We start from the raw sequence: 13,495 nt of genomic DNA on the forward strand, positions 1-13,495 counted from the left end.
GGCGCATTCGCTCGAAGTGCGCGAACCGCTGATGGACCACGAACTGGTCGACTGGATGGCCACCTTGCCGACCCGTCTCAAGGTGCAGGGCAACGAAGGCAAGTGGCTGCTGAAGAAGGCCCTCGAGCCGCAGTTGCCGCATGACGTGCTGTACCGGCCAAAGATGGGTTTCGCCGTTCCTCTGGCGCGATGGTTCCGCGGCCCGTTGAAGGATCGCGTACGCGAAGCGTTGACCGGGCCGGTGCTGTCAGACAGTGGTCTGTTCGATCCCGGTGTCCTGAAGCGGCTGTGTGACGAACATCAGTCCGGACTGCACGACCACAGTTCGCCGATGTGGACGCTGCTGATGTTCGACGGTTTCCTGAAAGTGACGGCAAGGCGTTAGCGATGCGCATGTCCTGCTACCTTTGGTCAATCGCCATTTTTTCTTCGCGGGAAGACAGCGCGACGCTGCTCGAATGTCTGAGCGCCGTTTTCCGTTTCGCGCGCTCCGCCCAGCCGGTGGCGGTGGATCTGATCGTGAATGGGAATCAGGCGCTGGGAACCCGGATGGCTGCCGATGCAAGGGCCCTCGAGTGCGCGCCCAACATCGATTTTCGTATCTGGTTCATCCCTCTGGGCGACAAGGCGCAGGCGATCAACGAGTATTTCCACAGGATCCGGCCCGACTCGGACATCGGATTTTTCATCGATGGCTATATCCGGCTCAGAGCCGATTCCATCTCCGCGCTTGCGCGCACGCTTGAAGACAGTCCTGCCGCGTTCGGTGCCTCCGGTGTACCGACCGTTGGTCGGTCTGCTGGCGCACTGCGGCAGGAAATGATGCGCAATGGTGGCATCCACGGAAACCTCTTCGCACTGAACAGCCAAGCGTTTGCGAAGATCATCGAGTCCGGTTTCAAAATCCCGCTCGGGCTGTACAGAACCGATTCGCTGATCCGGGCCGCTGCATGTTTCGATTTCGATCCGCCGAATGCGACATGGAACAGCGATCGCATCGCCGTGTGCGCCGATGCATCCTGGGACCTCATCAACCCTCCGGTTCATGGATGAAACAGCTGTCGAGTGTCTACAAGCGGCGTCTGCGTCAGGCGCAGGGCGAGCTCGAAAATCTCGCCCTCAAAGCGCATCTGGCGCTGGAGCGAAAACCGTTGTCGCAATTGCCGCCGTGTGTGAACGATCTGGTCATCGACTGGTACGCCCGCCATGCGCCGGATTTCTGGCGACGTGTCGCAGGCAATCCACTGGTGCTCGAGGCGAGGCGGAAACTGGAGTCAGGGATGGATCGCAGTCTTGCAGGCGGGCAGCCACAGCTGCTCTTTTCCAACATATAGGGCGTGCTTTTCCTGATCGCTCGGTGCTGAGCTTCCGCTGTCAATGAAAGTACTGCACATCCTCGATCATTCAATCCCGCTGCATAGCGGATACACTTTCCGTACTGCGGCGATACTGCGCGAACAGCGACGGCTCGGATGGGACACTCATCACCTCACGTCACCGAAGCAGGGCGACACATCGAGCGCTGTCGATCAGGTGGATGGGCTCTTCTTTCACCGGACCGTGCCTCCTGCGGCGCGGCTCCCTGTGCTGCGCGAACTGGCACAGATGCGTGCCACCGAAACACGTCTCGAGGCGCTGGTGCGCGAACTGCGCCCGGACATCCTGCACGCCCATTCGCCTGTTCTCAACGCGGTGCCGGCGTTGCGTGTTGGGCGTCGCCTGGGTGTGCCGGTCGTCTATGAGGTGCGCGCATTCTGGGAAGACGCCGCCGTGGATCACGGCACCACGACCGAGGGGAGCTTGCGCTACCAACTCACCCGCGCGCTCGAAACGTGGGCGCTCAAACGTGCCGATCACGTGACCTGCATATGCGAAGGCCTGCGACAGGATATCGCTGGCCGTGGCGTGCCGGCCGAGAGAATCACCGTCATTCCCAATGCCGTGGATGTCGACGCGTTTGCCTACTGCGAGTCGCCGGACCCGGCGTTGCGCACCCAGCTCGGCCTCGATGATGTGGAAGTGCTGGGTTTTGTCGGCTCCTTCTACGCTTACGAAGGCCTTGATCTTGCACTGGAGGCGTTTGCCCGCCTGCACATCGAGCGCCCCGCACTCAAGCTGCTGCTGGTCGGCGGCGGCCCGCAGGAGGCCGCCCTGCGCACACAGGCGAGGCAGCTCGGCGTCGAGGGCTCGATCGTGTTCACCGGTCGGGTGCCGAACGCCGAAGTGCAGCGCTATTACAACCTGATAGATCTGCTGATCTATGCCCGACATCCGATGCGGCTGACCGAACTGGTTACGCCGCTCAAACCGCTCGAGGCTATGGCCCAGGGCAAGCTGTTCGTTGCGTCGGACGTGGGCGGGCATCGGGAACTGATCCGGCACGGCGAGACGGGTACCTTGTTTGCGGCTGGAAGCGCTGACGCGCTGGTCGCTGCGATCGAGGGCGTTCTGGATCGACGCGAGAACTGGCCTGCGATGCGCCGTGCCGCCCGCACATTTGTCGAGCAGGTGCGCAACTGGCCGCGCAGTGTGGAAGGCTATCGGGCGGCCTACGAAAGACTGTGTGCCAAGAATGGGTCGCACCCGTGACGACATTACGACGTCGGCCACTGCGCACCCTGCTGTTCTCGACCCTCTACCCGAGCAGCGTGCGGCCCTCGCATGGCATCTTTGTCGAGACGCGCCTGCGCCATCTGCTGGCCACCGGTGACGTCGATGTACGCGTCGTGGCACCGGTGCCATGGTTCCCCTTTGCCAGCCCGGCCTTCGGTGACTGGGCAAAGATGGCAGGCACGCCTGGGTTCGAGGAACACAACGGTGTCCGGGTCAGTCATCCACGTTACGTCCTGCCGCCCAAGATCGGCATGAACATTGCACCGCTGATGCTGGCGTTGGGCGCTCGCGCCTCGGTCGCACGCCTGATCGCGGACGGATTCGACTTCGATCTGATCGATGCCCATTACTACTATCCGGACGGCGCGGCAGCAGCCCTGCTGGCCAGATGGTTCGGCAAGCCGTTTGTCGTCACGGCGCGCGGCACCGATCTGAATCTGATTCCGCAGTACGCGATACCGAAGCGGTGGATCCTGTGGACGGAATCCCGCGCCGCAGCCTCGATTGGCGTGTGCAGCGCACTCATGGATGAACTGGTATCGCTGGGCGGTAATCGTGACAAGGCGCATGTGCTGCGGAACGGTGTCGACCTGTCGCTCTTCGCACCGGTCGCCCAGGTTGAATGCCGTGCCCGCCTTGGGTTGCCTGCCGGCCGACTGCTGCTGTCGGTCGGACATCTTGTTGAAAGAAAAGGGCATCACATCGCCATCGAAGCACTCACCCGACTGAGCGACTGTTCGCTGGCCATTGTCGGCACAGGGCAGGAAGAGGGGCGTCTGAAAGCGCTAGCCGAGGCGCTGTCGGTGTCGGACCGGGTGCATTTCGCCGGCGCACAGCCCCAGCGTGAGCTGAAGTACTGGTACGGCGCAGCAGACGCGCTGGTGCTATGTTCGAGCCGAGAAGGCTGGGCTAACGTACTGCTTGAATCAATGGCATGCGCAACACCTGTGGTCGCCACCTCGATCTGGGGCACGCCTGAAGTGGTCACCAGCAAGGCGGTCGGGCGACTGATGGATGAACGAACGCCGGAATCACTGGTTGAAAGCGTGCAGGCCTTGCTCGCTGAGTATCCCGATCGGGCAGCGGTGCGCGCCTACGCCGAAAAATTTGATTGGGCCGACACGACCAGCGGCCAGCTAAGGCTGTTTGATGAGGTGGTACGTGCGCACCGGAACCCGTGACGCGATGTGCTGCGGCAGGTTCGATGCCTCGCGCTTCTCATCCTCACTCAGCGGCGGTGTTGCAGTGAGCGCCACCGCCACGCTGACGTGCGTCGTCCACGGGTGGCGTTTCGTTCGAGGCGAGGTCTGACGTGAGAGACGTTGTAATCTGCTCGATTTTCGCCATCGCGGCAGCGGCCACGCTGAAGCGGCCCTATTACGGTGCCTTGCTTTGGGTGTGGATTGGCTTGATGAATCCACATCGGCTTGCGTGGGGCTTCGCCTATTCGCTGCCGTTCGCCATGGCAGCAGCCGGCGTCACCATCCTTGGCATGCTGATGAATTCAAAGCAGGTCCGGGCGCCAAAGGGGTTCCCGCTGGGTGTGCTTGCAGCCTTTCTGATCTGGATGGGCCTCACGACCGCGATGGCGATTCATGTCGAGCCCAGCGTGTCGAAATACATCGAGGTGATCAAGATCTTCGGCATGCTGTTCGTCGTGAGTTCGCTGGTCCGGACGCGCGAGGAAATCATCGGGCTGGTCTGGGTAATCGTGCTGTCGATCGGCTATTTCGGTTTCAAGGGGGGGCTGTTCACGATTCTCACCGGGGGCGGCTTCCGGGTCTGGGGGCCCCCCTCCAGTCTCGTGTCCGGCAATAACGAGATTGCGATCGCCTTCATCATGATCATTCCGCTGATGTACTTCCTGGTCCAGCAGGCGGAAGTGGCCGCCACGGTGGCGGCCTCATTGAGAAAGGTCACGGTCAAGTGGATTCAGCGCGGCTTGTATGCGGGCATGGTCCTGACTGCCGCATCGGCCGTCGGCAGCCACTCCAGAGGAGCCTTGCTCGCCATTGTCGCTATGGGCGCCATGCTGTGGTGGCGCAGCAAGTCGAAGGCGGCGCTTGGCTTCGGGCTCCTGCTGCTGACGCCCTTGCTGTTCACGCTGATGCCGGAAGAGTGGTTTTCGCGGATGAACACCATCCAGACCTATGAAGAGGACGAATCCGCCCAGGGAAGGCTGAATGCATGGGCGATGGCGTTCAACATCGCGAACGACCGGGTCTTCGGTGCAGGCTTTGCGACGGCAACTCAATATGTCTACGCGCTCTATGCACCTGATCCGACTACGGTGCTGGTGGCACACAGCATCTACTTCCAGATTCTCGGCGACCACGGATACATCGGCCTGCTGCTCTATCTGACCTTCTGGATATCCACCTATCGTCTGGGCGCCCGGCTGACCCGGGTCACCCGGGGCATTCCGGAGGTGGAGTGGGCGGGACAGCTCGGTGCGATGGCACGGGTCAGTCTGGTGGGCTTTGCGGTCGGGGGGGCGTTCCTCAGCCTTGCCTACTGGGACATGCCCTTCTACATATGCGTGCTGATGGTTGCGGCTGACCGGCTTGTCCAGCAGCACCTCACCACCACGCGGCGGGCCTTGCACAGCGGTGTCCCCCGCTTCGATGATTTGTCGCAAGCGCGGGCGTGAGGCGCTTCCACACGAATTGAACATGCATGCTTGAAAGAACAGTCCTTGATTTTGCCTCGTCAGCCGACGGTGGTCGTCTGAGCATCCTGATCTTTCACCGGGTGCTGACCGAGCCGGATCCGCTATTTCCGGAAGAAATGGACCGGCGTCAGTTCGATCTCGTCACGTCCTGGATCGCTTCATGGTTCAACGTCATTCCGCTCGACGAAGCCGTCATCCACCTTGCACACGGCACGTTGCCGCCCCGGGCGGCCTGCATCACCTTCGACGACGGATATGCCGACAACCTGCTCAATGCGCTGCCGATATTGAACAAGCGCGGTCTGCCAGCCACGTTTTTCATTGCGACCGGGTTTCTCGATGGCGGTTTGATGTGGAACGACGCGTTGATCGAATCGATACGGGGCAGCGCCGCCGACGAGATCGATGCCGGCTGGCTCGGTCTGGGCACACTGGGGCTGGCTGGCCTCGGTGACCGGCGCGCGGCCGTTGATTGCCTCATTCCCGCCATCAAGCATCTGCCATCAGACGAACGCGACCAGGCGGTCGCACGCATCGTCGAGGCATGTCATGCCGCGCTGCCGTCGGACCTGATGCTGACCACCTCACAACTGCGGCTGATGCGCGCTTCGGGTGCCACGATAGGAGCGCACACCTGTGACCATCCCATCCTGTCACGACTTGAACTGGACGACGCGCGCCGTCAGATCGGTGACAGCCGCGACCAGCTCGAAGCGATTCTGGGTGAACGAGTGGGGCTGTTTGCGTATCCGAACGGCAAGCCTGTCGACGATTACCTTCCCGAACATGCCACGCTGGTCAAATCACTCGGTTTCGATGCGGCGGTGTCCACCGCCTGGGGCTACAACACGCGCAGCACCGACCCCCATCAGCTGCGACGATTCACACCCTGGGCGCGCACGAAAACGCGCTATGGCTTCCAGATGGTCCGCAACCTCCTGTGAGGCGGGGCACCGAGCGGCGCAATGCTGTCTCAGCGCCGCGCCCCATCGGCCCGCGCCAGCCGCGATCTGAGCTGTCCGAGCAGCCACGTTTCGGCCCCATCGGGTCTGCCCGACAGCAACCACAGCACGACCACGCCTGCGCTATAGATCCATGCGCCCAGGGCTGCCTTGGCCAGCAGCACCAGCACCGGCGGCAGCGTTGCCGGCAAGGTGAGCAGGCTCAGTGCCGTCACCATCATGGCGACGCCCAGCGCCGGGCGTACCACGCCAGCGCAGACATCCGACCAGCGGATCATCGGCGCAGCGTGGCGCAGTACCAGTGCATTCAGCACCAGACCGACCGCCGCAGCGATCGTGCGGGCCAGTGCGACGGCATCGGGCGCCAACTCGGGCGACAGCGCTGACGACGCTGAGGCAGTCACCACGGAGGGCATCAGCGCGAACAGCGCGAGCACGAACAGCGCAAGCTGCGCCCAGGTCAGCAGCGCGATGTGTCGATACTTTCCGCGCACCAGCAGCACATAGCCGCTGCAAGATGACAGCGCCAGCAGCGATGCGCCGATCACCAGCACTTCGAGCAGTGGCGCTGCGCGCATCCACTTTTCGCCGAGCAGTACGGCGACGGCCTCGGGGGCGGTCATGACCATTCCGGCGGCGATCGGCAGGGCGAGCAGATACTGGATCGATTGCGCACGCATGAAAAGTCGCCGCAACGCGGTCGCATCGTCCTGAATCTTGGAAAAAGCCGGAAAGAGTGCCCGGTTCATCGGCGCCAGAAACTCTGCCCCCGGCATCAGCGATATCTCGTTCGCCAGCGTGTAGTACCCCACCGTCGAAGCCGGAAACAGGCGCCCGATGACCAGGCGATGCAGGTTGTTGACCAGAAATTCGCCGACGCTGCGCAACATGAGCCACTTCGAGATGCCGAGCAGCGATCGCCATGCCTTCAGTGAAAAACCCGGCCGCATCGGGTGCAGCACATAGCTCAGCGCGGTGCCGAGCAACCGGCTGGCGATATAGCCGATGACCAGCGCCCAGTATGACCCGATGGCATAGGCCGCAGTCACCGTGACGATGAAGCCGGCCAGCCGGCGCGCCGCCAGAAAGCGGAATTCCTCGCTGAAGCGCATGTCCTTCTGCAGCGCGACGATACCGATGTTCTCGAAGCCGGAAATGAAAAACGCAATCGACAGCACCTGCAGCACAGGTGCAACGCGGACGTCATTGAAATAGTCCGCCGCGAGCGGTGCGACGGCGAAAAGCGTCACGCCGACCAGGGCGTTCTGAAGCAGGCGCAGCGTCCAGGCCGTGTCGAGAAAAACGGCGCCCGGCTCGCGCTCGCGCACGATGGCGATGTTCACGCCCAGATCCGACAGTACTTCGACCAGTCCGATCACGAGCATGGCCATCGCGATCACGCCGAAATCCTCGGGCGCCAGAAGCCGCGCGAGGATCAGCGTGCTGGCGATGCCGACCAGCCGATCGACCCAGCGCATCGCCATTGCCAGCCATGCACCCCGGACGACCGACTGGCCCTCGGAACCTTCGTGTGTCATGGGCTGGGCATCATGGCCCGGGCAACAGTCTGCTGCAGCCGGCAGGATACCCGGACACGCGGCAGCGTCGCCAGTGCACCGGGCTGGGCGAATGACTCGATGAGCGGCTTGACGGGCGACTCGACGAGCGCATCATGCATCGATGCTTCACCCGCGCCGCGCGTCGAGGATCTGACGGAAATGCGCATCGACCGACGCCACGACGCGGTCCCGCGCATACTCATTTTCGTACTGCAGACGCGCCGCCCGACCGAGCGACTGGCGCAAGTCCGGATCATCGAGCAGCCGACAGGTCGCGGCGGCCAGTTGGGGCGCGTCCTCCGCCAGCAGCAGATCGCGCCCGCAGTCAAGTTTCAGGCCCTCCGCTCCGAGTTTCGTCGTGACGATGGCAGCGCTGAATGCCGCCGCCTCGACCAGCTTGACCCGGGTGCCGGCGCCGTAGCGCAGCGGCGCAAGAATGACATCGGTGCGGCGGTAGAACGCATCGAGGTCGTCCACGAATCCGACCACCTCGACCCCATCAGGCAAACGACGCTGATCGTTGAGCGTCTGCGTGCCTGCACCGGCAATCTGCAGGCATGCATCGGGATGGCTGCGGCGGATCAATGGCCAGATTTCATCGATCATCCACGCGATGGCGTCAGCATTGGGTGGATGCATCAGCGATCCGACAAATCCGACCATCCGCCCCGGTTGGTCGGCAGGACGAGCCACGGCCGACTCCGGCCCGGGAACGGTATTTGCAATCTCGAATACCGTGTCGCGTCCCGACAGTGCCCTCATGTGCGCTGCATCTACGGCGGAGCATACGAAGCTGGCGGCGCTCGCGCGGATGGCTCGACGCTCGCGCTGCATCACTGCCGGCACGTGCAGCATCCGGAGCCTTTCCGACGGCCACAAAGGCGCCTTGATCATCGTACGTGCAAGTGCCCGATGTTCGATGTCGTCAAGATCGAAGGCGATTGGCGGCATGTCATGCCGCAACAGCGGCAGCAATGGCGTGAAGGCATGAAGACGATGGGCAAAGATCAGATCAGGCTTGCGATCAAGCATGCTGCGTACTGCCTCGATATGGCGCGCCGTGGCGATGGCAAGGTAGGGGTCCTGCTGGTCGACATCGAAAGCGTTCGACAGATAGCGGCTGTACATCGGCCAGACTGTCGGCGTCGGTTCGCGGTGACAGGTCGTCAGATTGACTTGTGGCGAAAACCTCGACCGCAAATGTTCGAGATAAGCCTGCCGGAAGAGTGCGGTGTCGGCCGATTTGGGCGGAAAGGCGAGCAGTTCGACCGATGCAAAGCGGCCGGCCAGCGCATCGAGAAAGATCGACAGGCGCTGGAATATGCCATGGCTGGCTTCGCCCGGCTTGTCCGGCCAGGTTCGTGTGATGACCAGCGCGGTCGGTTCGGTCCGGGACATGGATCGGCGCTGCCTAACGAAATCGGTCGAGGGTTTTTCTGGCCGTCGACTTCAGGTTGACGATCCAGTCCGGCAATTCGGGGGGCCAGAGCGCACGACGCTGCTGCCACACCAGATCATCCAGCCCGCGCGCCATGAAGTCCTCGAACATCGAGTCATCGAAGCGCCGGTCGAAGGGCTGGCCCGGATGCGTGATCACTTGCCGGTAGCTGTCGATGAAACGGTCGAGCAGACGCGGTGCGTCCCAGTGCTCGCGCATCCACAGATGCGATGCCCGGCCGATCTCCCGTGTCAGTTCCGGGTGTCTGGCGAGGTGGTCGAGCACCGCAGGCAATTCCTCCAGCCGGGTATTCACGACCGGAAACCGCTGGTCGCCGAGCAGGCCGGTCAGTACATGGGTGATCCGGTGATCGATGAAGGTCAGCGTGGCGCAGCCGAGGGCCAGCGATTCGAGCGTATTAAGATGGTAGCTGCCGGTCACCAGGTCGTCGATGAAGATGTCGCACCGTGACTTGCGCACCATGCACGCCTCGTGCGGCGTTTCAACGATGAGGTCGTAGATGACGTCCTGGCCGGCACGCTTCAATTCCCCGCAGGCGTGCCGGATCAGCTTGTCGGTCTCGCGATATCCCTTGGTGTCCCAGCGGCTGCTGCGCGCGTTCCTGTAGTTGCTCGGCGCATAGCCGATGGTGAGGGCGCCCGATCGCACCTGCGGTGGCGTATCAGGAATATCGACCAGATTCGGCACGATGCGGGCACACGGATAGAACCGTTCCGGATACTGGGCGATGACCAGCTTCGGGATGGGACATGCCAGCACATCCGCCTCCGACTGGCCGGCGAAGCGCGCAATCAGCGCCGGTGTCGAATGCAGGTGTCGCACCATCGGACGCCCCTCCTGGCGGAAGCGCGAAAAATCGAGCGGTGCAAAGTCCTGCGTGTCGAGGCCGATGTAGTTGTGCAGGTGGAGCACGTCGGCGTCACGTGCGAGGGCGATGATTTCGTCGCGGTCGCGTTCCCACACCAGATCAAGCGGAAACGACAGTCCGCCGTAGTTTTCCGGCTTCAGCACCCCCCAGCGCGCGGAATGGCCGGGCAGGGTATTCATCGCCTTGCACAGGCGTCCGGGCGCTCCGACCAGCGGCGTGTGGGACAGATGCAGTATGTTCATGTCGGCTGAGGCGGTTCGAGGGCTGTGGCGCTGTGGCTCACCGGTTCAAGGCGCAGCCCTCACGGATCGCATCGGCCACGCGACTCGTGATTTCTGTTTCGTCATAATGCCGTTGGGCGGTCAGGCGCGCAGCGCGGCCGATGCGCTCGCAGGCTTCGACGTGGTCGAGCAGGTGGCACACGGCCGAGGCAAAATCCTTCGGCGTATCCGCGATCACGATTTCGCCTGCGTCGGCTCTGAACACCAGACCTTCCGCCCCGAGTGTGGTGGACACCACAGGTCGGCCCTGCAGCGCGCCCTCGATGATCTTGATGCGGGTGCCGCCACCACTGTGAATCGGGCAGGCCACAATGCGGGTCCGCGCATAAAGCGCGTCCAGGTCGTCTACAAATCCTGCGAATTCGACGCCCGGCGGCGGATCGGAGTATTGGGCGATGCTGTCGCACGCGTTGCCGGCGATCACCAGCCGTGCCTCGCCATGGCGCCTCATCACTTCAGGCCATACCGACCCGATCAGCCACTCGGCGCCAACGCGATTCGGCTCATAGCCGTAGGTCCCCAGCATGAGGACCGCAGGCGCCTGCGGCAGCGGGCTCGGCCGCGGTGCGCTGACGGCGTTCGGCGCACACAGGACGCGCTGCGTCGAATGGTGTCGGTTCAGGTCTGCTGCATCGGCGTCCGAACATACGAAGGAGCGCACTGCGCGACGGATTGCCCAAGCCTCGGTCCGCCGCAGTGCGGGCACCTGCAGGCGCAGCAGCGGCTTGAGCCGCCAAAGCGGGGGTTGGGCGATGTTCCGCACAAAAGCCTTGCTTTCGATGTCGTCCATGTCGAACACCACAGGCGGTGTGGCAAGGCCGCTGCGGCGCAGCAGCGCCATGGCCTGAAGGCGGTGGGCGAGCACGACGGCAGGTCGAGTTTCTGCCAGCAGGCGGGCCAGGCCCGACTGCAGGGCGGGCGTCACCACTCGCGCATAACCATACTGGCGGTAGATGCTGGTCGCCGGCCTGAGGTATCCGCGCCACAGGCTGTCCAGGCCGGCCACAGGTCGCTGCGGATCCACCTCGACCACGATGGCACCCACCTGCACCCCCCACAGTTGCGCAAAGTCCTCGCGCAGTGCATCGGCGTGGCTTGTGCTCCATTCCGTGCCGTACGGTGCGACCAGCAGCAGATGCAGCGGGCCGCCGACCGCCTGCTGGGTGGCCCGCATCATCAGCCGCATGCGCTGCGCCGTTCCGTGTCGAAACGTTTGCAGCGGCGCCGGCCAGCGATTGCTGATGACAACTGCGCTCATGTTAGGTGTCTGTTCCTGAAATCCGACCGGATCATTCTCAACAGGGTTCCGACTGCGCCATGGGCACGAAGTCGAGACAGGCGGCGCGATAGGTTCAGCCATTCGATCTGCCTGAATCGGATACGCGCAATGCCCGCCTGCTGATACAGCCAGTGGCGTCCCCACTCCATCAGTGTCTTGTCGGCCGGGTCACCCGCTTCGTTCGGAATGTCGGGCAGCCGTGCATTCAGCCACTCGAGAAACTGAACCCATGCTTCGAGCTTCTGCGCCGCAAGCCGCTTGTCCGCATAGGAACTGATGTTCAACCCGGAGGCGCGCCAGAATACCTTGGCGCCGCGGATGGCGCGGATGCCACCCCCGAGTGCTGCCATCTAGATCCATGTGGCGTCATCGCTGCACCAGGCGAGCGGAAAGCGCTCGAACCCCTGCACCTCTGCATAGGCGCGGCGGCTGAATACATAATCGGGCGCGTAGCTGGACAACTGAAACTGAAACCGCTCGAGCAGGAACTGCCGCGCCGACAGTCGGTCGGGAAAGGACGGCTCATCCTGTATGACGGCGCCGCCGGCATCGATGCGCGTCACGTCGAAGTGAAACAGGTCTGCGTCCGGGTGCTGCCCCAGCGTGCGTCGCCAGGCCGCCACACATCCTGCATCGATCACGTCATCATCGCTGAACAGCCATATCCAGGGCTCGCTGCTCAGGTTTATGCAGCGTGCCCACTGTGCCACCAGGTCACGACCGCCCGCGTTGGTGTCAAACCGGGTGTAGGCCAGATCAAGCTTCGACGACCACTGGCCGCACAGCCCCGCTATGTCGTCCGGCGAAGCATCGTCTCCGACATAGACGCGAAACCGCCGATCCGTCTGCGCGGCAAGTGACGCCAGCGCAGGCGCCAGAAAGCGCGCGCGATAAGCCGGTATCACGATGGCGAGGTCGTCGGTCTGCATCAACGGATCAGTCGGTCACAACGCGAAAAGGCCGCAAGTGCCATGCCGGCCACGCCGCGCAGGATATGGTCGCCGGCAGATGGTGTGTGCTTCAATGCTTGCGAAGCCATATGCTCCCGCCGGTGTTTTTGAGGCAGAGCGGCATTTTCGTGCGGAAGAAGGACTCGTGGAAATGGGACAGAAAAGTATTCATCAGCACGATGCTGAACTGACTGTTGTACTGCAGGAAGGTACGGAGCACATACATTTCATTCCACGCGCGCCCTTCATATACCCATGCTTTCGGATACTCGAACGGATAAAAGATGTCGTGAAAGTGAATACGAACGCCCGACGCCAGTCTTGGCAGCAGGTCGAAAAAAACATAATTGACATCGCTGTTGATCTTGCTGACGTGAGTTGAGTCGATGAACAAAATATCATTCGCCTGAAGATTTTCGAACTCACGGACATCCACTTCCTGAAGCCGCGTCGGCATGATCCTGATGTTGCGTTGATCCGAATCGGCTATCAGCGTTCTCAGAAGCTCCGGATAAGGTTCGATGAATGTCGTTTCGATACAGCCGTCGAAAAACATATCGTTGGTATCCAGCGTCATGCACGAGGAGTAGCCGGAGCCGACCTCCATTATTCTTTTCGGCTTGAGCGACCGGATCATGCAATGCAGGAAGATGGCGTCACTGTATGAATACGCCGGATTGTCGAAGAAAAATCGTAGGCCGTCCCGCTTGCCCGGCCCGAACGGCATATCCTGGTAGAAAGGCAAGAACTGTTCTAGCAGATCGAGCTGCTGCTGTTCATGCATATCTATGCCGGGAATGTTTTTCGTAATCTCACCAAAAATCCTCGACTCGTCTTTTCGTACATCATCCAG

The 13,495-nt window shown here is 62.4% G+C and carries 14 protein-coding genes; 7 read left to right on the forward strand and 7 right to left on the reverse strand.

All coding sequences use genetic code 11. The features are described from left to right. The 7 genes from OJJ21_RS04450 to OJJ21_RS04480 all read left to right on the forward strand — a co-directional run. On the forward strand, positions 1 to 385 hold a 385-nt coding region (locus OJJ21_RS04450), incomplete at its 5' end, for an asparagine synthase-related protein (RefSeq protein WP_297683538.1). 2 nt (positions 386 to 387) lie between these two features. Continuing rightward, a complete protein-coding gene (locus OJJ21_RS04455; protein WP_297683540.1) occupies positions 388 to 1,053 on the forward strand; it encodes a hypothetical protein in 666 nt (221 codons plus the stop codon). After that, positions 1,050 to 1,334, forward strand: coding sequence for a hypothetical protein (locus tag OJJ21_RS04460; RefSeq protein ID WP_297683542.1), 285 nt, complete (start codon positions 1,050 to 1,052; stop codon positions 1,332 to 1,334). Before OJJ21_RS04455 ends, OJJ21_RS04460 begins: the two co-directional genes overlap by 4 nt. A 43-nt stretch (positions 1,335 to 1,377) precedes the next feature. Then, the gene (locus OJJ21_RS04465) at positions 1,378 to 2,589 is read left to right on the forward strand and encodes a TIGR04063 family PEP-CTERM/XrtA system glycosyltransferase (protein ID WP_297683544.1); all 1,212 of its coding nucleotides are present in this window, start codon (positions 1,378 to 1,380) and stop codon (positions 2,587 to 2,589) included. After that, positions 2,586 to 3,794 carry a glycosyltransferase family 4 protein gene (locus OJJ21_RS04470; RefSeq protein ID WP_297683546.1) on the forward strand — a complete coding sequence of 403 codons (1,209 nt, stop codon included), beginning with the start codon at positions 2,586 to 2,588 and terminating at the stop codon, positions 3,792 to 3,794. Before OJJ21_RS04465 ends, OJJ21_RS04470 begins: the two co-directional genes overlap by 4 nt. A gap of 131 nt (positions 3,795 to 3,925) precedes the next feature. Beyond that, positions 3,926 to 5,263, forward strand: a complete 1,338-nt coding sequence (locus OJJ21_RS04475; RefSeq protein WP_297683548.1) for a putative O-glycosylation ligase, exosortase A system-associated — start codon at positions 3,926 to 3,928, stop codon at positions 5,261 to 5,263. A gap of 26 nt (positions 5,264 to 5,289) precedes the next feature. Beyond that, the gene (locus OJJ21_RS04480) at positions 5,290 to 6,228 is read left to right on the forward strand and encodes a polysaccharide deacetylase family protein (protein WP_297683550.1); all 939 of its coding nucleotides are present in this window, start codon (positions 5,290 to 5,292) and stop codon (positions 6,226 to 6,228) included. A gap of 29 nt (positions 6,229 to 6,257) precedes the next feature. Here the strand turns inward: OJJ21_RS04480 and OJJ21_RS04485 are convergent, their stop codons facing one another. From OJJ21_RS04485 to OJJ21_RS04515, 7 genes are all read right to left on the reverse strand, one after another. Further along, complete coding sequence (locus OJJ21_RS04485; RefSeq protein WP_297683552.1) at positions 6,258 to 7,784, reverse strand: lipopolysaccharide biosynthesis protein; 1,527 nt, start codon at positions 7,782 to 7,784, stop codon at positions 6,258 to 6,260. A gap of 147 nt (positions 7,785 to 7,931) precedes the next feature. After that, positions 7,932 to 9,203 carry a glycosyltransferase gene (locus OJJ21_RS04490; RefSeq protein WP_297683554.1) on the reverse strand — a complete coding sequence of 424 codons (1,272 nt, stop codon included), beginning with the start codon at positions 9,201 to 9,203 and terminating at the stop codon, positions 7,932 to 7,934. A gap of 13 nt (positions 9,204 to 9,216) precedes the next feature. Beyond that, on the reverse strand, positions 9,217 to 10,374 hold the full coding sequence (locus OJJ21_RS04495) for a hypothetical protein (protein ID WP_297683556.1): 1,158 nt from the start codon (positions 10,372 to 10,374) through the stop codon (positions 9,217 to 9,219). Between the two features lie 37 nt (positions 10,375 to 10,411). Then, positions 10,412 to 11,671 (reverse strand): glycosyltransferase family 4 protein, encoded by a 1,260-nt coding sequence (locus OJJ21_RS04500; RefSeq protein ID WP_297683558.1) that lies wholly within the window; start codon positions 11,669 to 11,671, stop codon positions 10,412 to 10,414. Next, positions 11,668 to 12,042, reverse strand: coding sequence for a hypothetical protein (locus OJJ21_RS04505; RefSeq protein ID WP_297683560.1), 375 nt, complete (start codon positions 12,040 to 12,042; stop codon positions 11,668 to 11,670). The genes OJJ21_RS04500 and OJJ21_RS04505 overlap by 4 nt, the downstream gene beginning before the upstream one ends. Then, the gene (locus OJJ21_RS04510) at positions 12,043 to 12,621 is read right to left on the reverse strand and encodes a glycosyltransferase family A protein (RefSeq protein ID WP_297683562.1); all 579 of its coding nucleotides are present in this window, start codon (positions 12,619 to 12,621) and stop codon (positions 12,043 to 12,045) included. Positions 12,622 to 12,712: 91 nt separating this feature from the next. Then, positions 12,713 to 13,495 (reverse strand): class I SAM-dependent methyltransferase (locus OJJ21_RS04515; RefSeq protein ID WP_297683564.1); only part of this gene is annotated, 783 nt, incomplete at its 5' end.

It is taken from the genome of Ferrovibrio sp. (assembly GCF_025869515.1).
In the GTDB taxonomy this organism is placed as follows: domain Bacteria; phylum Pseudomonadota; class Alphaproteobacteria; order Ferrovibrionales; family Ferrovibrionaceae; genus Ferrovibrio.

Excerpts from the sequence above, each read along its gene's own strand:
- OJJ21_RS04455 (WP_297683540.1), top strand. The coding sequence starts at position 388 with ATGCGCATGTCCTGCTACCTTTGGTCAATCGCCATTTTTTCTTCGCGG.
- OJJ21_RS04460 (WP_297683542.1), top strand. The coding sequence starts at position 1,050 with ATGAAACAGCTGTCGAGTGTCTACAAGCGGCGTCTGCGTCAGGCGCAG.
- OJJ21_RS04465 (WP_297683544.1), top strand. The coding sequence starts at position 1,378 with ATGAAAGTACTGCACATCCTCGATCATTCAATCCCGCTGCATAGCGGA.
- OJJ21_RS04480 (WP_297683550.1), top strand. The coding sequence starts at position 5,290 with ATGCTTGAAAGAACAGTCCTTGATTTTGCCTCGTCAGCCGACGGTGGT.
- OJJ21_RS04485 (WP_297683552.1), bottom strand. The coding sequence starts at position 7,784 with ATGACACACGAAGGTTCCGAGGGCCAGTCGGTCGTCCGGGGTGCATGG.
- OJJ21_RS04490 (WP_297683554.1), bottom strand. The coding sequence starts at position 9,203 with ATGTCCCGGACCGAACCGACCGCGCTGGTCATCACACGAACCTGGCCG.
- OJJ21_RS04495 (WP_297683556.1), bottom strand. The coding sequence starts at position 10,374 with ATGAACATACTGCATCTGTCCCACACGCCGCTGGTCGGAGCGCCCGGA.
- OJJ21_RS04500 (WP_297683558.1), bottom strand. The coding sequence starts at position 11,671 with ATGAGCGCAGTTGTCATCAGCAATCGCTGGCCGGCGCCGCTGCAAACG.
- OJJ21_RS04505 (WP_297683560.1), bottom strand. The coding sequence starts at position 12,042 with ATGGCAGCACTCGGGGGTGGCATCCGCGCCATCCGCGGCGCCAAGGTA.
- OJJ21_RS04510 (WP_297683562.1), bottom strand. The coding sequence starts at position 12,621 with ATGCAGACCGACGACCTCGCCATCGTGATACCGGCTTATCGCGCGCGC.